General features: G+C 71.1%; 15 protein-coding genes and 1 pseudogene. 9 read left to right on the forward strand and 7 right to left on the reverse strand.

Features of this window, described 5'->3' with window-relative positions:
• The first annotated feature begins 38 nt into the window (after positions 1-38).
• The 3 genes from ABKA17_RS36555 (at position 39) to ABKA17_RS36565 (ending at position 3,940) form a co-directional block, all read left to right on the forward strand.
• Complete coding sequence (locus ABKA17_RS36555; RefSeq protein WP_353696673.1) at positions 39-2,312, forward strand: ArnT family glycosyltransferase; 2,274 nt, start codon at positions 39-41, stop codon at positions 2,310-2,312.
• 202 nt (positions 2,313-2,514) lie between these two features.
• Complete coding sequence (locus tag ABKA17_RS36560) at positions 2,515-3,324, forward strand: endonuclease I family protein (RefSeq protein ID WP_353696674.1); 810 nt, start codon at positions 2,515-2,517, stop codon at positions 3,322-3,324.
• An 82-nt stretch (positions 3,325-3,406) separates the two neighbouring features.
• Complete coding sequence (locus tag ABKA17_RS36565; protein WP_353696675.1) at positions 3,407-3,940, forward strand: DUF3592 domain-containing protein; 534 nt, start codon at positions 3,407-3,409, stop codon at positions 3,938-3,940.
• Here the strand turns inward: ABKA17_RS36565 and ABKA17_RS36570 are convergent.
• From ABKA17_RS36570 to ABKA17_RS36580, 3 genes and pseudogenes are all read right to left on the reverse strand, one after another.
• Positions 3,869-5,554, reverse strand: coding sequence for a thiamine pyrophosphate-binding protein (locus ABKA17_RS36570; protein WP_353696676.1), 1,686 nt, complete (start codon positions 5,552-5,554; stop codon positions 3,869-3,871). The two genes, ABKA17_RS36565 and ABKA17_RS36570, sit on opposite strands and share 72 nt — an antisense overlap.
• Positions 5,551-6,519 carry an agmatinase gene (speB, locus tag ABKA17_RS36575; RefSeq protein WP_353696677.1) on the reverse strand — a complete coding sequence of 323 codons (969 nt, stop codon included), beginning with the start codon at positions 6,517-6,519 and terminating at the stop codon, positions 5,551-5,553. The genes ABKA17_RS36570 and speB overlap by 4 nt, the downstream gene beginning before the upstream one ends.
• 66 nt (positions 6,520-6,585) lie before the next feature.
• A pseudogene (locus ABKA17_RS36580) lies at positions 6,586-8,042 on the reverse strand (sodium:solute symporter family protein).
• Between the two features lie 122 nt (positions 8,043-8,164).
• On the opposite strand from ABKA17_RS36580, the gene ABKA17_RS36585 reads away from it, so the two are divergent.
• Positions 8,165-9,886: a PucR family transcriptional regulator ligand-binding domain-containing protein gene (locus ABKA17_RS36585; protein ID WP_353696678.1), complete on the forward strand. Its 1,722-nt coding sequence runs from the start codon at positions 8,165-8,167 to the stop codon at positions 9,884-9,886.
• 62 nt (positions 9,887-9,948) lie between these two features.
• Positions 9,949-10,737: a phosphatase gene (locus tag ABKA17_RS36590; RefSeq protein ID WP_353696679.1), complete on the forward strand. Its 789-nt coding sequence runs from the start codon at positions 9,949-9,951 to the stop codon at positions 10,735-10,737.
• A gap of 119 nt (positions 10,738-10,856) precedes the next feature.
• Here the strand turns inward: ABKA17_RS36590 and ABKA17_RS36595 are convergent, their stop codons facing one another.
• The 4 genes from ABKA17_RS36595 to ABKA17_RS36610 form a co-directional block, all read right to left on the reverse strand.
• Positions 10,857-11,729 carry an acyl-CoA thioesterase gene (locus tag ABKA17_RS36595; protein WP_353696680.1) on the reverse strand — a complete coding sequence of 291 codons (873 nt, stop codon included), beginning with the start codon at positions 11,727-11,729 and terminating at the stop codon, positions 10,857-10,859.
• A 34-nt stretch (positions 11,730-11,763) separates the two neighbouring features.
• Positions 11,764-12,921, reverse strand: coding sequence for an acyl-CoA dehydrogenase family protein (locus ABKA17_RS36600; protein ID WP_353696681.1), 1,158 nt, complete (start codon positions 12,919-12,921; stop codon positions 11,764-11,766).
• Positions 12,922-13,097: 176 nt separating this feature from the next.
• Positions 13,098-14,549 carry a helix-turn-helix domain-containing protein gene (locus ABKA17_RS36605; protein ID WP_353696682.1) on the reverse strand — a complete coding sequence of 484 codons (1,452 nt, stop codon included), beginning with the start codon at positions 14,547-14,549 and terminating at the stop codon, positions 13,098-13,100.
• Between the two features lie 283 nt (positions 14,550-14,832).
• Positions 14,833-15,429 (reverse strand): SACE_7040 family transcriptional regulator, encoded by a 597-nt coding sequence (locus ABKA17_RS36610; RefSeq protein WP_353696683.1) that lies wholly within the window; start codon positions 15,427-15,429, stop codon positions 14,833-14,835.
• Between the two features lie 86 nt (positions 15,430-15,515).
• On the opposite strand from ABKA17_RS36610, the gene ABKA17_RS36615 reads away from it, so the two are divergent.
• The 4 genes from ABKA17_RS36615 to ABKA17_RS36630 are packed head-to-tail and all read left to right on the forward strand — an operon-like array spanning position 15,516 to position 21,163.
• Positions 15,516-17,132 carry a carboxyl transferase domain-containing protein gene (locus tag ABKA17_RS36615; protein WP_353696684.1) on the forward strand — a complete coding sequence of 539 codons (1,617 nt, stop codon included), beginning with the start codon at positions 15,516-15,518 and terminating at the stop codon, positions 17,130-17,132.
• Positions 17,133-17,138: 6 nt separating this feature from the next.
• Entirely contained in the window at positions 17,139-19,055 is a 1,917-nt protein-coding gene (locus ABKA17_RS36620) for an ATP-binding protein (RefSeq protein WP_353696685.1), read from the forward strand.
• Between the two features lie 8 nt (positions 19,056-19,063).
• Positions 19,064-19,996: a hydroxymethylglutaryl-CoA lyase gene (locus ABKA17_RS36625; protein ID WP_353696920.1), complete on the forward strand. Its 933-nt coding sequence runs from the start codon at positions 19,064-19,066 to the stop codon at positions 19,994-19,996.
• A gap of 6 nt (positions 19,997-20,002) precedes the next feature.
• Positions 20,003-21,163, forward strand: coding sequence for an acyl-CoA dehydrogenase family protein (locus ABKA17_RS36630; RefSeq protein WP_353696686.1), 1,161 nt, complete (start codon positions 20,003-20,005; stop codon positions 21,161-21,163).
• Positions 21,164-21,731: the final 568 nt, after the last annotated feature.

Consider the following 21,731-nt stretch of genomic DNA (forward strand, 5'->3'; position numbering starts at 1 on the left):
CACAGCCCACGCCCACCCCGGCTTTGCACCATGCCCGGGTGACATCTGCCACCGATCCACACCCCCACACCGACACCGAGTCCGCCGAGCCGACCGGGTCGCCCCGATCCGCCGCGTCCGCCGACTGGCCACCGCCGACGCCACCCGCGGCGACCCCGGACAAGGCGCCCCGCTGGTCGCTCCCCGCGCTGCTCGCGATCCTCGCCCTGGCGGCGGTCCTGTACTCCTGGAACCTCTCGGGATCCGGCCTCAACAGCTTCTACAGCGCGGCCGTGCTGAGCGGTACGCAGAGCTGGAAGGCGTGGTTCTTCGGTTCGCTGGACGCGGGGAACTTCCTCACCGTCGACAAGCCGCCGTTCGCCCTGATGGTCATGGGGCTGTCGTGCCGGATCCTCGGCTTCGGCACCTGGCAGATGATGCTGCCGATGATCCTGACCGCCCTCGGGTCGATCTGGATCGTGCACGCGTCCGTGAAGCGCGTGTGGGGCCACGCCGCGGCGACGGTCGCCGCGCTGGTGCTGGCGCTCACCCCGATCACGGTCGCCATCAACCGGGACAACAACCCCGACACCCTGCTGGTGTTCCTGATGGCGGCGGGCGCGGCCCTCGCGCTGCGCGCCACTCGTGACGGCAGGCTGTGGCCACTGCTCGGCTCGGCGGCCTGCTTCGGCCTCGCCTTCAACACCAAGATGCTCCAGGGCTGGATCCCGCTGCCGGTCGTCTTCGCGGTCTATCTCTACGCCGCCAAGCCGAAGCTCGTGAAGCGGATCGTGAACCTGCTCCTCGCGGGCGTGGTCCTCGCCGTCTCCAGCTTCTGGTGGGCCGCCGCGGTCTCCCTGGTCCCCGCCGACGACCGCCCCTACATCGGCGGTTCGACGGACGGCACCGCCTGGAACCTGATCATGGGCTACAACGGCCTCGGCCGGATCTTCGGCGGCGAGGGCAACGGCGGGGGCGGCGGCGGTGGAGGCGGCGGCTTCTCCGGTACGGCCGGAATCGGGCGCCTCTTCAACGACGTCCTCGGCGGCCAGATCTCCTGGCTGATCCCCTTCGCGACGATCGCCCTGATCGGCGGCCTGGTCCTGTGCGGCCGCGCCCCGCGCACCGACATGACCCGGGCCGCGCTGGTGATGTGGGGCGGCTGGACAGGCCTGCACTACCTGACCTTCGCCATGGCCGAGGGCACCATGCACCCGTACTACACGACCGCCCTCGCCCCGGGCATCGCGGCCCTCGCGGGAGGCGGCGGCGTGATGCTGCTGCGCGCCTTCCGCGCCGACCGGCGCTGGGCCTGGGTGCTGCCGCTCGCTCTCGCGGTCACCGCGATCTGGGCGGCCGTGCTGCTGCGACGCGCCTCCGGCTGGAACACCTGGCTGTGGCCGACGATCCTCGTCGTCATGGCGCTGGCGATCGTCGGGCTGCTCCTGTTCCGGTCCGGCGGCAACACCAACAGGGCCCGGCTGCTGGCGGCTTCGGTCGCCGCGGCGGTCGCCGCCTCGGTGGCCGGTCCGGCCGCGTACGCGTGGTCGGTGCCGTCCGGTTCGGGCGCCGGCATGGGCGGTACGAACCCGACGGCCGGGCCGTCGACGGGCAGCGGTGGCTTCGGCGGGGGCGGTGGCGGACGGGGCGGGATGCCTGGCGGCACGGGTGGTCCCGGCGGTACCCAACAGGGCGGTCAGCAGGGCAGCCAGGCCGGCGGTCGAGCCGACGGTCAGGGCGAGGGCGGCTTCCCCGGCGGCGGGCAGCAGGGCCAGAACGGTGAGGCGGCCGGCGGCGGCCAGATGATGCCGGGCGGCGGGAACGGCGAGCTGCCGAGCGGCACGACCGGCGGCGCCCCTGGTGGCACCCCCGGCGGCGGTGGCGGCATGGGCGGCGGTACGAGCAGCGAGCTCATCTCGTATCTGAAGAAGCACCAGGACGGTGCCACCTGGCTGCTCGCGGTGTCCAGTTCGCAGAGTGCCGCGCAGCTCATCATGAGCAGCCGTGAGCCGGTCATCTCGATGTGGGGCTGGTCCGGCTCCGACCAGGCGATGACCCTGGCCAAGCTGAAGGAGCTGGTGAAGGCGGGCAAGCTGCACTACATCCAGCTCGGCAGCGGCGGCATGGGCGGTGGGCCCGGCGGCGGTTCGAGCCTGAGCACCGCGGTCACCGAGTGGGTGCAGAAGAACGGCACGGCGGTGAAGGAGAGCGAATACAGCTCGAACTCGACGTCGGGCACGTCCGGTTCGTCCGGCTCCTTGGATTCGTCCGACTCGTCGAACTCGTCGAACACCGCGACCGTCTACCGCCTGGACGCGTCTGACGTCGACTGACGTTCCGACCCTCGACGACCGCCGAACGACCCCCGACCGAAAGGCCGGGGGTCGTTTTGGTATGTCAACTCGCGTAGATCGGAGGCGATATGCCGTTTCCGGTCACCTGATCGACATCTACCGGCCATTTACAGGAGCGCATGTCCATGTCACGCTCCCGATTGCCCGCTCCATTCAACACGCGTAGAACGGACAGCCCCCGATGCCCGTGAATCCCATACGCACGCGCCGCTGGAAGTCCCTGGCGCTCACCGTCTCAGCCGTACTCGTCGGCTTCACCGCTCCCGTCGTCGCCTCGTCCCCGGCGGCGGCCACCACGACGGCGTACGACGCGACGTACTACAAGAACGCGATCGGCAAGACCGGTACGAGCCTGAAGTCCTCGCTGCACACGATCATCAGCAGCCAGTCGAAGATCTCGTACTCCGCGGTCTGGGACGCGCTCAAGGCCACCGACCAGGACCCGAACAACACCAGCAACGTGATCCTGCTCTACAGCGGTGTCTCGCGCAGCAAGTCCCTCAACGGCGGTGACGTCGGCGACTGGAACCGCGAGCACACCTGGGCCAAGTCCCACGGCGACTTCGGCGAGGTGACCGGTCCGGGCACGGACCTGCACCACCTGCGCGCCTGCGACGTCCAGGTCAACAGCATCCGCGGCAACCTGGACTTCGACAACGGCGGCAGCTCCGTCACCAACGGCGGCGGCTCCACCGTCGACTCCGACTCCTTCGCGCCGCGCGCCGCGGACCGGGGCGACGTGGCCCGCATGATCCTCTACATGGCCGTGCGCTACGAGGGTGACGACGGCTTCGCCGACCTGGAGCCCAACGAGAAGGTGGGCAACGGCAGCAACCCCTACATGGGCAAGCTCTCCGTCCTCAAGGCCTGGAACGAGGCCGACCCGCCCAGCGCCTTCGAGGAGCGCCGCAACCAGGTCATCTACGACACCTACCAGCACAACCGCAACCCGTTCATCGACCACCCGGAGTGGGTCGAGGCGATCTGGTAGGAGCCGCGAACGCGTGATGCCGGCCGGCCGCAAGGGAGTTGCCCTGCGGCCGGCCGTTCATCATGCTCGGGGCAGGGGGCCCATGGCAGAGAAGATCCGGAACGCCGTCCTGTGCGCGGCCGGGATGTGCTTCGCCCTCGCGGCACTGTCCTTCGGGCTCGTGCTCACCCTCGACACCCTGGCCGCCCGCCGGGCCTTCGACGGGGCCGGCGAGGTCACGGCGGTCGTGACACGGACCGAGTACGCCAAGCCGAAGCTGAAAGTGGACGCCGAGGCCATCGAGGTCACCCTGACGAACGGGTCCGGCACCGCCGCGACGATCGACGACGTCACGACCGCCCCCGACGGCCTCACCCCCGGAGACCGCGTTACGGTTCTCCACGACCCCGCCCGCCCGGGCCACGCCCTGTTCCCCAGCCAACTCGGCTGGAGCGCGCTGATGTTCCCGGGCCTCTCCTTCGCCGTGCTGGGCCTGATCCAGACACTCGTCGTGGCAGGCGTCGCGACGCGGGCCGTGCTCGTCCGGCGCACGCGGGGCGGACGTCTAGGCGAGATGCGTGGGCGCGAACATCCGGAGCAGCGCCGGGAGGACCACCACGGACGGACCCGGCGTTGACAGCGCCTTGCCCAGATCCGCCTCCAACGTCTCCGGCGAAGTCCGCACCCCCGGTACCCCGAAGGACTCGGCCAGCGCCACGTAGTCCGGGCGGGTCAGTTCGGTGGCCGTCGCCTCGCCGAAGGCGTCCGTCATGTATTCGCGCAGGATGCCGTAGCCGCCGTCGTCGACGATGAGCCAGGTGACGTCGAGGTCGTACTGGCGTGCCGTGGCGAGCTCCGCGATCGAGTACAGCGCGCCCCCGTCCCCGGACACCGCCAGCACCGGCCGCGTGGGATCCGCCGCCGCCGCACCCAGGGCCGCCGGGAAGCCGTACCCCAGCCCGCCCGCGCCCTGGGCTGAATGCAGCAGGTTGGGGCCCTTTGCGTCGAAGGCCGACCAGGCCCAGTAGGCGAGGATCGTCATGTCCCAGAAGGACGGGGAGTCGGCGGGCAGCGCCTTGCGGACCGCCGTCAACACGTCCTGTTCCAGGGTGAGTTCCTGGGCGGCGATACGCTCCGACACCTTCGTGAGCACCTCGCGCACCCGCTCCGGGGCCGTGGCGTCCTCCCTCGCGGTCACCGTCTCCAGCAGCGCCTGCAACGCCAGCCGCGCGTCCGCGTGGATGCCCAGCGCCGGATGGTTGGACTCCAGCTTGCCGAGGTCCGCCTCGATCTGGATCACCCGGCCGCGCGGCTTGAACGTGTGGTAGTTCGAGGAGAGTTCGCCCAACCCCGAGCCCACCACGAGCAGGACGTCCGCGTCCTCCAGGAAGTCCGTCACGTACCGGTCCTCGATCCAGGACTGGAGGGACAGGGGATGCTTCCAGGGGAACGCGCCCTTGCCGCCGGGCGTCGTGACCACAGGCGCCTTCAGCGCCTCCGCCAGCTGCTTCAGCTTGCCGCTCGCGTCCGCCCGTACGACTCCACCGCCCGCGATGATCGCCGGACGGGCCGCACGCGACAGCAAGTCGGCCGCCACCGCGGTCAGTTCGACCCGCGGCGGCAGCTCCTCCGGGAACGCGTCGCCGCCCGTCACCACCGGGATCAGGGTCTCCGCGAGCAGCACGTCCTGCGGGATCTCCACCCACACCGGCCCGTGCGGAGCCGTCAGCGCCGACTTCCAGGCCGCCTCGATCGCGGACGGGATCTGGGACTGGGTGCGCACGGTGTGGACCGACTTCACCACGCCCCGGAAGGACGCGGACTGGTCCGGGAGTTCGTGCAGGTAGCCGTGTCTGCCGCCGCCCAGCCCCGCCGTCGGGATCTGGCTGCTGATCGCCAGCACCGGCGCGGAGGCCGCCGCCGCCTCCTGGAGCGCGGCCAGCGAGGTCAGCGCGCCCGGGCCCGTCGACAGCAGCAGCGGGGCCGCCTCGCCCGTGATCCGGCCGTACGCGTCCGCCGCGAACCCCGCGTTGTTCTCCACCCGCAGACCGATGTACCGCAGGGACGACCGCCTGAGCGCGTCGAACATGCCCAGCGCGTGCTGGCCCGGCAGCCCGAAGACCGTCGTCGTGCCGAGCGCGGCCAGCGTCTCCACGACCAGGTCTCCGCCGTTCCGGCCGGCGGGCGGGTTCAGGGCGGCGGCGGTCTGTGCCTCCGTCGGGCGGAGCACCAGGTCGTGGTCGTGGGTCACTTCGAACGAGCCTCTGCAATCTGGCGGGACATGATCGTGGTCAGTTCGTACGCCGTGTGGGACGCGGCCACCGACGTGATCTCCGCGTGATCGTACGCGGGGGCCACCTCGACGACGTCCGCCGAGACCAGGTTGCAGGAGGCGAGCCCGCGCAGGATCTCCAGCAGCTCGCGCGAGGTCATGCCGCCGGCCTCGGGCGTGCCGGTGCCGGGCGCGTGGGCCGGGTCCAGGCAGTCGATGTCGATGGAGATGTACAGGGGCCGGTCGCCGATGCGCTGACGCAGCTGGTCGGCGACCTCGTCGGCGCCCCGGCGGTAGATGTCCGCCGAGGTGACGATGCCGAAGCCCATCTTCTCGTCGTCGGTGAGGTCCTGCTTGCCGTAGAGCGGACCGCGGGTGCCCACGTGGGAGAGCGCCTCGGTGTCGAGGATGCCCTCCTCCACGGCCCGCCGGAACGGGGTGCCGTGCGTGTACTCGGCGCCGAAATAGGTGTCCCAGGTGTCGAGGTGCGCGTCGAAGTGGAGCAGCGCGACCGGACCGTGCTTCTTGGCGACGGACCGCAGCAGCGGCAGCGCGATGGTGTGGTCGCCGCCCAGGGTCATCAGCCGGGCGCCGGTGCCGAGCAGCTCGTCGGCGGCGGCCTCGACCGTCTCGACGGCCTCGTTGATGTTGAACGGGTTCACCGCGATGTCGCCGCCGTCCGCGACCTGCGCGAGGGCGAAGGGGGAGGCGTCCTGCGCCGGGTTGTACGGCCGCAGCAGCCTGGACGCCTCGCGGATCGCGTTGCCGCCGAAGCGGGCGCCCGGCCGGTAGGAGACGCCCGAGTCGAACGGCACCCCGACGACGGCGACATCGGCCCGGCCGACCTCGTCGAGGCGGGGCAGCCGGGCGAAGGTCGCGGGTCCGGCGTACCGCGGGACGCGGGAGGAGTCGACGGGGCCGCGGGGCGTCTCGTTGCTGGTCATGAGGTACTGCCTTCTTTCCTACGCTTCATCGCATATGGAGCGATATGTACTACTTCTTGTACGACTCTACTGGGGAGCCGGGACCGGTTCGGACACGGGTTCGGGGGCGCCCCGGCCGGCCAGCCGCTCCCGCCAGGCGGCCAGCACGGCCGCGTCGGTCGCCGGGGTGGCCAGCGACACGACCACGTACACGGCGAGCGAGGACAGCAGGCCGTAGTAGACGGGCTCGTTGGCGAGGATGCCGTAGCCCGCCATCAGGCCGATGACGGCGAGACCGCCGACGATCACGGAGGCGAGCGCGCCCTGGGCCGTGCCGCGCTTCCACAGCAGACCGCCGAGGATCGGGACGAGGAGGCCGCCGACGAGCAGGTTGTAGGCCACCGTCAGCGCCTCGACGACGTTGTTCAGCGCGATCGCCGTACCGACCACGGCCACGCCCATGACGAGGATGAAGGCACGGTTGCCCCGCACCTCGTCGTGGTCGCCGGAGGCCATCCGGCCGCGCAGCCGGGACCAGATGTCGTTGTTGGCGACGGTCGCGCAGGCGATCAGCGCGCCGGAGGAGGTGGACATGACGGCCGCGAGCGCGGCAGCGAGGACCAACCCGCGTACGCCCACCGGCAGTTCGTCCTTGACGATGGTCGCGAAGGCGTCGTCGGCGTTGGCCAGGTTCGGGTAGAGCACCTTGGCCGCCGTGCCGATGACGGCGCCGGCGAGGGCGTAGGCCAGGCAGTAGGTGCCGGCGACCGTGCCGCCCCACTTGGCGGTCGTGTCGCTGCGGGCGGTGAAGACCCGCTGCCAGATGTCCTGCCCGATGAGCATGCCGAAGGTGTAGATCAGCACGTAGGTGAAGATCGTCTCGCCGCCGATGCCCAGCGGGTCGAAGTACTCGGTGGGGAGCTTCGCCTTCATCTCGCTGAAGCCGCCCGCCTTGACGACGGCGATGGCAGCAGGAGCAGCAGCACACCGACGGTCTTCACCACGAACTGCACCATGTCGGTGAGGGTGATCGACCACATGCCGCCGAGCGTGGAGTAGGCGACGACGATCGAGCCGCCGAGGACGATCGCGACGGTCCGGTTCATGTCGAAGAGGACGTCGAAGATGGTGGCGTAGGCGATGGTGGAGGTCACCGCGAGCATCAGGGTGTACGCCCACATGACCACGCCGGAGATGACACCCGCGCGGCCGCCGTACCGGAGGTCCAGCATCTCGGAGACCGTGTAGACCTTGAGCCGGGCGATGCGGGCGGAGAAGAAGACGGACAGGGCGAGGAGTCCGAGGCCGATGGTGAAGACCATCCAGGCGCCGGACAGTCCGTACCGGTAGCCCAGCCCCACGCCGCCGATGGTGGAGGCGCCGCCGAGGACGATGGCGGCCATGGTGCCGGAGTACATCGTGGGCCCGAGCCGGCGGCCCGCCACCAGGAACTCGCTCTTGGACCTGGCACGCCGCATGCCCCACCAGCCCATGGCCAGCATGCCGAGCAGATAGACGACGATCACTGTGTAGTCGACGGCCACGGGGGCCTCCTTCGCTCGGGTCGCCCGGGGGGTGGCGAACACCGACACTAGGTGGCCGGACAGTGGCTGCGAAGTGTACGTTTCATCCATTCAGGCTGTACGGAGTGAAGGAAACGCACATCATGCCGGATCCCGCGGTTCCGCCCACTCCCCCGGTGCCCCTCGCGGCACTCCTGGCCCGTGAGGACCTCGCCCTGCGGCAGATCGCGGGACCCTCCGACCCCGCCACGGTGATCCACTGGGCGCACACCTCGGAGATGGCGGACCCCTACCCGTATCTGCTGGGCGGCGAGCTCCTCCTGACCGCCGGAGTCCATGTCCCGGAGGCGGCGGGCTCGGGGACCTACTTCGACGACTACGTCTCCCGGATCGTGGCGGCGGGCGGCGCGGCCCTCGGCTTCGGTGTGGCGCCGGTGCACGACACGGTGCCGAGGGCGCTGGTGGCGGCCTGCGACACCTACGACCTCCCCCTCATCGAGGTCCCGCCCCGGACCACCTTCTCCGGCGTGGCCCGCGCGGTCTGGCAGCTCATGGCCCAGGCCCGCCTCGCCGAACTCCGCCGCGTCACAGAGGCCCAGCAGAGCCTGGCAGCAGCAGCCTCCCGCCCCGACCCGGTGCCGTCCGTGCTCCGGCAACTGGCCCGGCGGGTGGGGGGCCGGGCGGTGATCTACGGACCGGAGGGAGCCGAGCTGGCGACGGCCGGGCGGGAGCCGGGTGGCGAGGCGACGGCCGCGCTGGCGGAGCTCGCGGGGGTCGTACGCCCGGGCGGCGGGGTGTCCCGGGCGGGCGCCTCTACGCGACAGCCGGGCGCGGCAGCGGCACCGGCACCGGCACCGGCACCGGCACCGGCACCCGAGGCGGGCCTGCCCGGAGCAGCGAGCCGTATGCGGCCCCCCGGCCGACCGGCCCCCGGCGCCGACGGCCCCCGCCCGGCCTCCACCACCGCCTCGACCCCCACCGGCTCACCCCCGCGCACCGACACCGACCGACAGACCCCCGCCGCCACCCCGGCCGCGCCCCTTTCCCCCGACCGCCCCGCCCCCACCTCCGCCACCGACACCGTCGCCGGTACCCATCTCGCCGCCTACGCCCTCGGTGCCGGGCGGGGGTTCGTGCTCGGGGTCGCCTCGCCCGAGGGGGTGCCCGGGGATCACACCATCGCCTCCGTGGCCGCCGTGCTGCTCTCGCTGCTCACCGGCGAGCATCAGAGCGGGTCGGGCGCGGCCCGGTCCTCGGCGCTCGTGCGGCTGTTGCTGGGCGCCCCGCCCGAGGGTGTGGCGGGGCTGCTGGGGGCGGCGCGGTGGGTCGTCGTGCACGCACGCCCCGACACCCACGCCCCCGACGCGGTCGCCGCGTCCGCGCTGGGGGCGGCGCTCGGGTCGCCGTTGGTGGACCTCGCGGACGACGTCGTACGGGTTCTGGTGCCCGCCGAACGGGAAACGCCCCCGCAGCCCGGCTGGACCCTCGGTGTCAGCGCCCCCGTGGGCCCGCGCGACTGGCCGGCCGCCGATACCCAGGCCGCCCGCGCGCTGGCCCGCGCCCGGGCCACCCGCGCCGAACTCGTCCGGCACGGCGGCCGTCCCGGCCTCGCCGCACTGGTCCCGCAGGACGAAGCCGAGGCACACGCGCGTGCCCTCCTCGCGCCCCTCGAAGGCAACTCGGCCCTCACCGACACCCTGCGCACCTGGCTGTCCCTGCACGGGAGTTGGGACCGCACCGCCGTCGCCCTCGCCGTGCACCGCAACACCGTCCGCCAACGCGTCGCCCGTTGCGCGTCGCTGCTGGACACGGACCTGGACGACCCCGACGTACGCATGGAGTTGTGGTTCGCGCTGCGGCAGTGACCCGCGTCCCAGCGTCCGGGACGGCGGGCACTCCCACAGCGGTCTGCCTCACAATGGACACCATGCCGATACCCGGGACTCCCAGCCGCGCCGAGCTCGTCGACCACCTCGTACGGACCCGCATCGCGGGCGACGTCGCGACGCCCCGCGAGAACAACCTCTCCCACTACCGTCAGCTGGCCAACGGCGTCCGCAACTTCTGGCTCGGACTGGAGCTCGGCGACCGCTGGACCGACGAGCAGGACGTGCTCGCGGTGATGGCGGAGCGGGTGGGCGTGAGCGACGACCCGGAGCACCGGTACGGCCAGGACACCATCGACCCCGAGCTGACGGTGGACGGCCTGGACCGGATGGCGGCGCGGCTGCGGAAGGCCGCCGACGGGCAGCAGCGGGTGCTGTTCGCCACCGGCCACCCCGGCGGTCTCCTGGAGGTCCACCACTCCACGGCCGTCGCGCTGCGGGCCGCCGGCTGCGAGATAGTCGTCATCCCGGAGGGCTTGCAGACGGACGAGGGCTACGTCATGCAGTTCGCGGACGTGGCGGTCCTGGAGCACGGCGCCACGCTGTGGCACACCCACTCCGGCGAGCCGATGAAGGCGATCCTGAACGGCCTGGAGCGCGAGGGCCGTCCCCTGCCCGACCTGGTGGTCGCCGACCACGGCTGGGCGGGCTACGCCGGTCAGCACGGCGTCGACTCGGTGGGCTACGCCGACTGCAACGACCCGGCGCTCTTCCTCGCCGAGGCGGAGGGCACCGTGCAGGTGACGGTCCCCCTCGACGACCACGTCATCAGTCCTCGCCACTACGACCCGATGACGGCGTATCTGCTGGCGGAGGCGGGCCTGAAGTAGGCGTCGGGTCCAGGTGGACCCGACTGCTTCCGGGAACACCGCCCGCAGCCGCTGCTCGGCGAGTACGAGTACGGGTACGAATACGGCCTCGATCTCCGAAGTCCCGCGTGTCATGCCCCTCAGTGTTGGCGAGGTGCGCGGACCACGCCTTCCTGGATGACCGAGATGGCGAGCCGCCCGTCCTGGGTGTAGATGCGGGCCTGGCCTAGGCCGCGGCCCGCGGCGGCCGAGGGGGACTCCTGGTCGTACAGGAGCCACTCGTCGGCGCGGAAGGGGCGGTGGAACCACATCGCGTGGTCCAGGGACGCGCCGACGACGTCACCCGTCGCCCAGCCGCCGCGGCCGTGCGCGAGCAGGACCGAGTCGAGCAGGGTCATGTCGGAGACGTAGGTCGCGAGCACCACGTGCAGCAGGGGATCGTCGGCGAGCTTGCCGTTGGTGCGGAACCACACCTGGGAGTGCGGGTCGCGCGGCTCGCCGTACTTGCCGTACGGCGGCTCGTCGACATAGCGCAGGTCGATCGCCTCGCGGGCCTCCAGGAACCGCTCGACGACCGCCGGGTCCAGGTGGTCGTAGCCGCGCAGCCGGTCCTGGGAGGTGGGGAGGGTGGCCGGGTCGGGGGCGGCCGGCATGGGGGCCTGGTGGTCGAAACCGTCCTCGTGCCTCTGGAAGGAAGCCGACAGCGCGAAGATCGGCTTGCCGTGCTGGACGGCGACCACGCGGCGCGTGGTGAAGGAACGGCCGTCGTTCATGGGCTCGACCGTGTACACGATGGGGGCGCCCGGGTCCCCGGTGCGCAGGAAGTACGCGTGCAGGGAGTGCGCGAGGCGGTCCTCGGGGACCGTCCGTCCGGCGGCGACGAGCGCCTGGGCCGCGACCTGTCCGCCGAAGACCCGGGGGACGATCGCGGGCCGGGAGCGGCCGCGGAAGATGGTCTCCTCGATCTGCTCGAGGTCGAGCAGATCGAGGAGATCCTGAAGTGCCTGACTCATGGAGCCGACGCTACTGGTGAGGGATTTCCGGAACCTACAGCCCCATGTCCTTGGCGATGATCGACTTCATGATCTCGCTGGTGCCGCCGTAGATCCGGTTGACGCGGTTGTCCGCGTACAGGCGGGCGATCGGGTACTCGTTCATGAAGCCGTAGCCGCCGTGCAGCTGGAGGCAGCGGTCGATGACGCGGTGCGCGACCTCGGTGGCGAACAGCTTGGCGCTGGCGGCCTCGGCGGGGGTCAGCTCACCGGCGTCGAGGGCCTCCAGGGCGCGGTCCACGACGGCCTCGGCCGCGTCGACCTCGGCCTGGCAGGCGGCCAGCTCGAACTTCGTGTTCTGGAAGTGCGAGACGGGCTTGCCGAAGACGGTGCGCTCCTGCACGTACTCCTTGGCGAACCGCACCGCGGCCTTGGCCTGCGCGTAGGCGCCGAAGGCGATGCCCCAGCGCTCGGAGGCGAGGTTGTGGCCGAGGTAGTAGAAGCCCTTGTTCTCCTCGCCGAGGAGGTCCTCGACCGGGACCTTGACGTCGACGAACGCCAGCTCGGCGGTGTCGGAGGTCTTCAGGCCGAGCTTGTCGAGCTTGCGGCCGATGGAGTAGCCCTCGGACTTGGTGTCCACGGCGAACAGGGAGATGCCGAAGCGGCGGTCCTCGGCGGTGGGCGCGGAGGTGCGGGCGCAGACGATCACGCGGTCGGCGTGCACGCCACCGGTGATGAAGGTCTTGGAGCCGTTGAGGACGTAGTGCGTGCCGTCCTCGGAGAGCTTGGCGGTGGTCTTCATGCCCGCGAGGTCGGAGCCGGTGCCCGGCTCGGTCATCGCGAGGGCCCACATCTCCTCGGCGGAGACGAACTTCGGCAGGAACCGCTTCTTCTGCTCGTCGGTGGCGAGCATCTTGATGTACGGCAGGCCGAGCAGCACGTGCACACCGGAGCCGCCGAACTGCACACCGGCGCGGGCCGTCTCCTCGTACATCACCGCCTCGAACTTGTACGAGTCGATGCCGGCGCCGCCGAACTCCTCGTCCACGCGGATACCGAAGACGCCCAGCTCGGCGAGCTTGTAGTAGAAGTCGCGCGGCGCCTGGCCCGCGGCGAACCACTCGTCGTAGACGGGAACGACCTCGGCCTCGATGAAGGCCCGGAGGGTCTCCCGGAACGCCTCGTGATCCTCGTTGAACACCGTACGGCGCACCGCCGCCACCCTTCTTTGCGCCTAAACCGGCGCCGCTCTCGCGGATGTGGTTGCTCGCCGTGGGGGTTGCTCAATCAATGGTTGCGGTCCCATGGCTAAGCGCTTGCTCATCCACCGTACCGGCCAGTAGTGAGCAACGTCCAGAGGAACCCGTCCGTAACGCTCGTCACGCTGTCTCAGCGGTACCGGACCAGAACCGGCCGTTCGGTGATCCGTACGACGTCCTCCGGACCCGTCTCGCGCGTGGTGCCGTCGAGGTGGTCGACGCGGTACGCGCCCGGGCCCGCCGGGACGTCCGCCGTGCCGGAGAGGGTCCAGCGGATACGGCAGGGGTCGGGGGTCAGGAACTCGCACTGCCAGACGTGCTCCGGCAGCCCGATCTCCGCCCCGCGCCCGCAGGAGCGGATCTCGGCGTTCGCGAGCCACCGCTGGAGTCGGTCGACGAAGAGCCCGGCCAGGGTGGGTGCCTGGCCCTCGGCCTGGACGACGAGGGGGATCTTGCCGTTGCCCCAGGCGTAGAAATACATCCGCTCCACGATCCTGGCGTACAGGCCGGTCAGATAGAAGCGGACGGCGTGGTTGGCGGCCGTGTCCGGGTCCAGGGGGTCGTTGAGCTGGATCATCTGGCTGGTTCCCGTGCTCCACAGCGGCAGGTGGTAGCCCGCGAGCTGGAAGGTCCGCTCGACCCCGCGGACGGTCTCCAGCATGGTCTCCGGCGGGTCGGTCACGCTGCGCTGGAAGAGGTTGACTGCCGCCGCGTCGCAGTACTGGTAGGCGCCCGCCTCGGCGAACCGGAGCAGATACGCGTGGGCCGCGTCGTCCCAGAGGTCGGTGATCGAGGGAGCGACCACGCGCGCGTCCGGGCGGTACCGCCGGATGATGCCGCTCGCGCGCCGGGTCATCTCGACGAGCGTCTCCACGTCGCCGTTGTAGTGGTGCCCGTGGTTGGCCGTGATCCACGGCTCGTAGGCGTCGATACGGTGGCCCGCGTGCCGCACCACGGCGTGCACGAAGGCGTCCCAGTCGGCCAGGTCGTCCGGCGGGGCGGCCCGGCAGTCCTCCCGGTAGGCGGCCTTGCGACCGTTCGGGGCGGCCCAGCCGGGCGTACCGCCGAAGACGAAGGTGACGGGCAGACCGTGGCGTTCGGCGCCGTCGAGCAGCCGGTCCAGGGTGGCGAAGTCGAACACGCCCCGCGCGGGCTCCAGTTGGGACCAGCGGGTCTCGCTGTCCCACAGTCGCACCGCGCCCACCCGGAAGGCGGGCATGTCCCCGCTGAAGCTGTTCATCGTCACGCCGAACATCTCCGGGGCGACCGGCAACGGGGCCTGGGACCAGCTCTCCGCCCCGACCGGGGCACTCGCGAGCGGCCCTGGATCGCGCACCTCCGCCGGCCCCTGTCCCGTCGCCGCCTCCCAGTACCGCAGCAGGTCGTTGAGCTCGGCCGGTCTCGCCCCGCACTCCTTGGCGAACCTCAGGACGATGTCGTAGTCCCCCGGCACCGCCTGGCCGGTGCAGTACCGGTGCAGGGTGGAGCCGCTGATGAAGATCCGCCGGCCCAGCGCCTGGTAACTGAGCCCGCTGCGCGCCTTCAGACCGCGCAGCGCCGTGGCCAGCTCCCGTCCGCTCATGACACCCACCCCCGTGACGGCCTGCTCCACCCTCCCAGGCTTGTCCCGACACGTCTGCGTCATTCCTGGTCAACGGTGTGACGCGTGTCCCACGACGAGACGGGACAGGTGTCCTCTGGCCACCGGGGCGACCGACTCGGCACCATGATCGAGCGGGCCGGTGGGGAGGGGATGCCGGTCCGGCAGGGTTCACCGACCGGGTCGTGGCGCTCCGCGCCACGGCCTGACCCGTGGGCGGGGGGCGAGCCACCCAGCGCCCCCCGCCGTCACTCGGTCCCGGCCGTCACTCCGTCCCGGCCGCCGCGAACGCCCCCCGGGCCATCCGGTGCAGCAGCTCCGAGGTGGCCGCCCGTCCCGGCAGCGAGCCGGGGCGCCCCAGGTGCGGGGTCGAGTTCAGCAGCCCGAAGACCGAGTGCACGGCCGAGCGGGCCGTGGGTTCCGTCAGCCCCGGGTACATCTCGCGCACCACCTCCACCCACAGCTCGACGTACTGCCGCTGGAGCTGTCGTACGAGCTTGCGGTCGCTGTCGCGCAGGCGGTCCAGCTCGCGGTCGTGCAGGGTGATCAGGGGGCGGTCGTCGAGCGCGAAGTCGATGTGGCCCTCGATCAGGGAGTCCAGAACCTCCGACGCCGTGGCGCCGTCGGCCTCCGCCAGACGGTGCCTGGCACCCCGTAGCAACTGCTCGCTGATGCCCACCAGGAGCTCGGCGAGCATCGCGTCCTTGCCCGCGAAGTGGCGGTAGAGGCCGGGGCCGCTGATGCCGACCGCGGCTCCTATCTCGTCCACGCCGACGCCGTGGAAGCCACGCTCGGCGAAGAGTCGAGCAGCCTCCTTGAGGATCTGCTCGCGGCGGGTGGGGGCGTCGGTTCTGGTGGCCATGGAAGCAATTCTAGACAGGGAGGTTAGCGCTCGTTAACCTGAAGGAAATGCGTTAACGCTCATTAACAGGTGAGGGGATCGCGAGGATGCATCAGGCACCGGAGCTCCACAGCGCGGCGGACCCCGCGTCGGAGGCCTGGCGGGCCAATGAGCAGGGTCACCGGCAGCTCGTCGAGGAGCTGCGCGACAAGCTCGCCGCAGCCCGGCTCGGCGGCGGCGAGAAGGCGCGCGCCCGGCACACCGTGCGCGGCAAGCTGCTGCCGCGGGACCGGGTCGACGCCCTGCTCGATCCCGGCTCCCCCTTCCTGGAGCTCGCCCCGCTCGCCGCCGACGGGATGTACGAGGGCCAGGCCCCGGCCGCCGGTGTCATCGCCGGGATCGGTCGGGTCAGCGGGCGCGAGTGCGTGATCGTCGCCAATGACGCGACCGTCAAGGGCGGGACGTACTACCCGATGACGGTGAAGAAGCATCTGCGGGCCCAGGAAGTCGCCCTGGAGAACCGGCTGCCGTGTCTGTACCTGGTGGACTCCGGGGGCGCCTTCCTGCCGATGCAGGACGAGGTCTTCCCCGACCGTGAGCACTTCGGGCGGATCTTCTTCAACCAGGCCCGGATGTCCGGCGCGGGCATCCCGCAGATCGCCGCGGTCCTCGGCTCCTGCACGGCCGGCGGCGCGTACGTCCCGGCCATGAGCGACGAGGCGGTCATCGTCCGCAACCAGGGCACGATCTTCCTCGGCGGCCCGCCGCTGGTGAAGGCCGCCACCGGCGAGGTCGTCACCGCCGAGGAGCTGGGCGGCGGCGAGGTGCACTCCCGGGTCTCCGGGGTCACCGACCACCTCGCCGAGGACGACGCCCACGCCCTGCGGATCGTGCGGAACATCGCCGCGACGCTCCCCGCGCGCGGGCCGCTGCCCTGGTCCGTGGAGCAGCCGGAGGAACCCAAGGTCGACCCGTACGGCCTGTACGGCGCCGTGCCCGTCGACTCCCGCACCCCTTACGACGTGCGCGAGATCATCGCCCGCATCACCGACGGCTCCCGTTTCTCGGAGTTCAAGGCCGAGTTCGGGCAGACCCTGGTCACCGGGTTCGCCCACATCCACGGCCACCCGGTGGGCATCGTCGCCAACAACGGCATCCTCTTCTCCGAGTCCGCGCAGAAGGGCGCCCACTTCATCGAGCTGTGCGACCAGCGCGGCATCCCGCTGCTCTTCCTCCAGAACATCTCCGGCTTCATGGTGGGGCGTTCGTACGAGGCCGGGGGCATCGCCAAGCACGGCGCCAAGATGGTGACCGCGGTCGCCTGCACGCGCGTGCCCAAGCTGACCGTCGTCGTCGGCGGGTCGTACGGGGCGGGCAACTACTCCATGTGCGGCCGGGCCTACTCCCCCCGCTTCCTGTGGATGTGGCCCAACGCCAAGATCTCGGTCATGGGCGGCGAACAGGCGGCCTCGGTCCTCGCGACCGTCAAGCGGGACCAGTTGGAGGCGCGCGGCGAGGAGTGGGCCGCGGAGGAGGAAGAGACCTTCAAGGACCCGATCCGTGCGCAGTACGAGCGTCAGGGGAACGCTTACTACGCGACGGCCCGCCTGTGGGACGACGGGGTCATCGATCCCCTGGAGACCCGGCAGGTGCTGGGACTGGCCCTGACCGCCTGCGCGAACGCCCCGCTGGGTGACCCCCAGTTCGGCGTCTTCCGGATGTGAGGACTCATGTTTGACACCGTTCTTGTGGCGAACCGGGGCGAGATCGCGGTCCGGGTGATCCGGACCCTGCGCTCGCTGGGCGTGCGCTCCGTCGCCGTCTTCTCCGACGCGGACGCCGACGCCCGGCACGTCCGGGAGGCCGACACGGCGGTACGGATCGGTCCGGCACCGGCGGCCGAGAGCTATCTGTCGGTGGAGCGGCTCCTGGAGGCCGCCGCCCGGACCGGCGCCCAGGCCGTCCACCCCGGGTACGGCTTCCTCGCGGAGAACGCCGCCTTCGCGCGCGCATGCGCCGACGCGGGCCTCGTCTTCATCGGGCCGCCCGCCGACGCCATCGCCCTCATGGGCGACAAGATCCGCGCCAAGGAGACCGTCGAGGCCGCGGGCGTCCCCGTGGTCCCCGGCGGCCGCGACCCGGAACTGGCCGACGCCGCCCGCGCCCTGGGCGCCCCCGTCCTGCTGAAGCCCTCCGCGGGCGGTGGCGGCAAGGGCATGCGCCTGGTCCGGGACCTCGACCTCCTCGACGAGGAGATCGCCGCCGCCCGCCGCGAGGCCCGCACCTCCTTCGGCGACGACACCCTCCTGGTCGAGCGGTGGGTCGACCGCCCCCGGCACATCGAGATCCAGGTCCTGGCGGACGGCCACGGCAACGTCGTCCACCTCGGCGAACGCGAGTGCTCCCTCCAGCGCCGCCACCAGAAGATCATCGAGGAGGCTCCCTCGGTCCTGCTCGACGAGGGCACGCGCGCGTCGATGGGCGAGGCGGCGGTCGAGGCGGCCCGCTCCTGCGGCTACCGGGGCGCGGGGACCGTGGAGTTCATCGTCCCGGGCGACGACCCCTCCTCGTACTACTTCATGGAGATGAACACCCGCCTCCAGGTGGAGCACCCGGTCACCGAGCTCGTCACCGGCCTCGACCTGGTGGAGTGGCAGCTGCGGGTCGCGGCGGGCGAGAAGCTGGCCTTCGGCCAGGAGGACGTACGGCTGACCGGGCACGCGGTCGAGGCGCGGATCTGCGCGGAGGACCCCGCGCGCGGGTTCCTGCCGTCCGGCGGCACGGTCCTCAAGCTGTCCGAGCCCCAGGGCGACGGCGTCCGCACGGACTCCGGGCTCAGCGAGGGCACCGAGGTCGGCAGCCTGTACGACCCGATGCTGAGCAAGGTCATCGCCTACGGCCCGGACCGGGAGACCGCGCTGCGCAGGCTCCGGGCGGCGCTCGCCGAGACGGTGACGCTGGGCGTGCAGACGAACGCCGGGTTCCTGCGGCGCCTGCTGGCCCATCCGGCGGTCGTGGCGGGCGAGTTGGACACGGGGCTGGTGGAGCGGGAAGTGGCGGGGCTGATCCCCACCGACGTACCGGAAGAGGTCTACGAGGCGGCCGCCGCCGTACGTCTGGAGGCGCTGCGGCCGCGGGCGGACGGCTGGACGGACCCGTTCTCGGTGCCGAGCGGCTGGCGGCTGGGCGGGACCCCGAAGCCCGTCGCGTTCCACCTGCGGGTGCAGGACCCGGTGGAGTACGCCCCGCGCGGCACCGCCACCGTCACGGACGACCGGGTCTCGGTGACCGTGGACGGCGTCCGGCACACCTTCCACCGCGCCGCCGACTGGGTGGGCCGCGACGGCGACGCCTGGCACGTGCGCGACCACGACCCGGTGGCCGCCTCGCTCACCGGGGCCGCCCACGCGGGCGCCGACTCGCTGACCGCGCCCATGCCCGGGACGGTGACGGTCGTGAAGGTCGCGGTCGGCGACGAAGTGGCCGCGGGACAGAGCCTGTTGGTGGTGGAGGCGATGAAGATGGAGCACGTCATCGCGGCGCCGCACGCGGGCACGGTCGCCGAACTGGACGTGGCGCCGGGCGCGACGGTCGCCATGGACCAGGTGCTCGCGGTGATCGCACCTCACGAGGAGGCGACGGAATGACGCTCCCCCTGGCACTGCCCATGGTCGTACCGGAGAAGGGCCTGCCCGCCCGCGTCCGTATCCACGAGGTCGGCGCCCGCGACGGCCTCCAGAACGAGAAGGGGACGGTCCCGACCGAGGTCAAGGCGGAGTTCATCCGCCGCCTCGCCGACGCGGGCCTGACCACGATCGAGGCCACCAGCTTCGTCCACCCGAAGTGGGTGCCCCAACTGGCCGACGCGGAACAGCTGTTCCCGCAGATCGCCGACCTGCCGGTGGACCTCCCGGTCCTCGTGCCGAACGAACGCGGCCTGGACCGCGCCCTGTCGCTGAAGGCGAGCCGTGTCGCCGTCTTCGCGAGCGCCAGCGAGTCCTTCGCCAAGGCCAACCTCAACCGCACGGTGGACGCGGCCCTCGCGATGTTCGCCCCGGTCGTGACGCGGGCCAAGGAGGCCGGCGTCCATGTCCGCGGCTATCTGTCGATGTGCTTCGGCGACCCCTGGGAGGGCCCGGTCCCCGTCCCGCAGGTGGTGGACGTCTGCCGGGCACTGCTCGACATGGGCTGCGACGAGCTGAGCCTGGGCGACACCATCGGCGTGGCGACACCGGGGCACGTACGGGCGCTGCTGACCGAACTGACCGGTCAGGGCGTGCCCGTGGAGCTCCTGGGCGTGCACTTCCACGACACCTACGGCCAGGCCCTCGCCAACACCTACGCCGCCCTCCAGCACGGCGTCACCACCGTCGACGCCTCCGCGGGCGGCCTGGGCGGCTGCCCCTACGCCAAGTCCGCCACCGGCAACCTCGCCACCGAAGACCTCGTGTGGATGCTGCGGGGCCTCGGCATCGACACCGGAGTCGACCTCGACCGCCTCGTCGCCACCAGCGTCTGGATGGCCGAACAACTGGGCCGACCCAGCCCGTCCCGCACCGTCCGAGCCCTGTCCCACAAGGAGCAGTGACCCGCAATGGACCACCGACTCTCCCCCGAACTCGAAGAACTCCGCCGCACGGTCGAGGAGTTCGCGCACGACGTCGTGGCGCCGAAGATCGGCGAGTACTACGAGCACCACGAGTTCCCCTACGAGATCGTCCGCGAGATGGGCCGTATGGGCCTGTTCGGTCTGCCGTTCCCGGAGGAGTACGGCGGCATGGGCGGCGACTACCTCGCCCTGGGCGTGGCGCTGGAGGAGCTGGCCCGGGTCGACTCCTCGGTAGCGATCACGCTGGAGGCGGGGGTGTCGCTGGGCGCGATGCCGTTCCACCTCTACGGCACGGAGGCCCAGAAGCGGGAGTGGCTCCCCCGGCTCTGCTCGGGCGAGATCCTGGGCGCGTTCGGACTGACGGAACCGGACGGCGGCAGCGACGCGGGCGCGACCCGTACGACGGCCCGCCTCGACTCGGAGACGAACGAGTGGGTGATCAACGGCACCAAGTGCTTCATCACCAACTCCGGCACGGACATCACGGGCCTGGTCACGGTCACGGCGGTGACGGGCCGCAAGCCCGACGGCAAGCCCCTGATCTCCTCGATCATCGTCCCGTCGGGCACCCCCGGCTTCACGGTCGCGGCCCCCTACTCCAAGGTCGGCTGGAACGCCTCGGACACCAGGGAACTGTCCTTCGCGGACGTTCGCGTCCCGGCGGCGAACCTCCTCGGTGAGGAGGGCCGCGGCTACGCCCAGTTCCTGCGCATCCTCGACGAGGGCCGCATCGCGATCGCGGCGCTGGCGACGGGGCTGGCCCAGGGCTGCGTGGACGAGTCGGTGAAGTACGCCAAGGAACGGCACGCCTTCGGCCGGCCCATCGGCGCGAACCAGGCCATCCAGTTCAAGATCGCCGACATGGAGATGAAGGCCCACACCGCCCGCCTGGCGTGGCGCGACGCCGCCTCACGTCTGGTCTCGGGCGAGCCCTTCAAGAAGGAGGCGGCCCTGGCCAAGCTCTACTCCTCCACGGTCGCCGTCGACAACGCCCGCGACGCCACCCAGGTCCACGGCGGCTACGGCTTCATGAACGAGTACCCGGTGGCCCGCATGTGGCGCGACTCCAAGATCCTGGAGATCGGCGAGGGCACGAGCGAGGTGCAACGGATGCTGATCGCACGGGAGTTGGGGCTGGTGGGCTGAGTGAAATGACAGGCGGCCTGTGCCACACAGACGCAGGCCGCCTCCGTCTAGGCCCGCTCGCTCGATACTGTGTCGGAACAAGTACTGGTCCCTACGGCAACCGGACGCAACTACTGTTCAGAGCTCGACAGGTAAGAGATTTAACGGGGAGTGAATGGCAGAGGCCAGCAAATTTCTAAACCATTTGCTACATCATCTTGCGTTCGACGTACGGGAGAGCGACCTAAAAGGAATGGGAAAATGACTCTACCCCTGGACCTGGAAGACGCAATCGTTCAGCTAAGCGACAGAGCGTCGACCAAACGTCGCTCAGCCGCGAAGCGACTTAGTAAACTGGCAGACATTGAAGCAGGCCCAGCACTGCTCCATGCACTCCAACGCGAAATCACCCGCCCTCGCACTTGGGAAACCCAGTACGAAATCATTCAAGCCTTGGGAAATTGCAGTTACACTCCCGCCATTAAATTCTTGAGTGATCTAGCCAAAAAGCCTACTGAATTTACCGCGATACACTTGGCATTGGGGGACTCAATCATGAGGCTGCGAAGCCGGGAGGAGGGTTTCGCAG

It is taken from the genome of Streptomyces sp. RG80, from assembly GCF_040446465.1.
GTDB lineage: Bacteria > Actinomycetota > Actinomycetes > Streptomycetales > Streptomycetaceae > Streptomyces.

Excerpts from the sequence above, each read along its gene's own strand:
- ABKA17_RS36585 (WP_353696678.1), top strand. The coding sequence starts at position 8,165 with ATGCCGGATCCCGCGGTTCCGCCCACTCCCCCGGTGCCCCTCGCGGCA.
- ABKA17_RS36620 (WP_353696685.1), top strand. The coding sequence starts at position 17,139 with ATGTTTGACACCGTTCTTGTGGCGAACCGGGGCGAGATCGCGGTCCGG.
- ABKA17_RS36605 (WP_353696682.1), bottom strand. The coding sequence starts at position 14,549 with ATGAGCGGACGGGAGCTGGCCACGGCGCTGCGCGGTCTGAAGGCGCGC.
- ABKA17_RS36610 (WP_353696683.1), bottom strand. The coding sequence starts at position 15,429 with ATGGCCACCAGAACCGACGCCCCCACCCGCCGCGAGCAGATCCTCAAG.
- ABKA17_RS36595 (WP_353696680.1), bottom strand. The coding sequence starts at position 11,729 with ATGAGTCAGGCACTTCAGGATCTCCTCGATCTGCTCGACCTCGAGCAG.
- ABKA17_RS36615 (WP_353696684.1), top strand. The coding sequence starts at position 15,516 with ATGCATCAGGCACCGGAGCTCCACAGCGCGGCGGACCCCGCGTCGGAG.
- speB (WP_353696677.1), bottom strand. The coding sequence starts at position 6,519 with ATGACCAGCAACGAGACGCCCCGCGGCCCCGTCGACTCCTCCCGCGTC.
- ABKA17_RS36630 (WP_353696686.1), top strand. The coding sequence starts at position 20,003 with ATGGACCACCGACTCTCCCCCGAACTCGAAGAACTCCGCCGCACGGTC.
- ABKA17_RS36590 (WP_353696679.1), top strand. The coding sequence starts at position 9,949 with ATGCCGATACCCGGGACTCCCAGCCGCGCCGAGCTCGTCGACCACCTC.
- ABKA17_RS36560 (WP_353696674.1), top strand. The coding sequence starts at position 2,515 with ATGCCCGTGAATCCCATACGCACGCGCCGCTGGAAGTCCCTGGCGCTC.
- ABKA17_RS36565 (WP_353696675.1), top strand. The coding sequence starts at position 3,407 with ATGGCAGAGAAGATCCGGAACGCCGTCCTGTGCGCGGCCGGGATGTGC.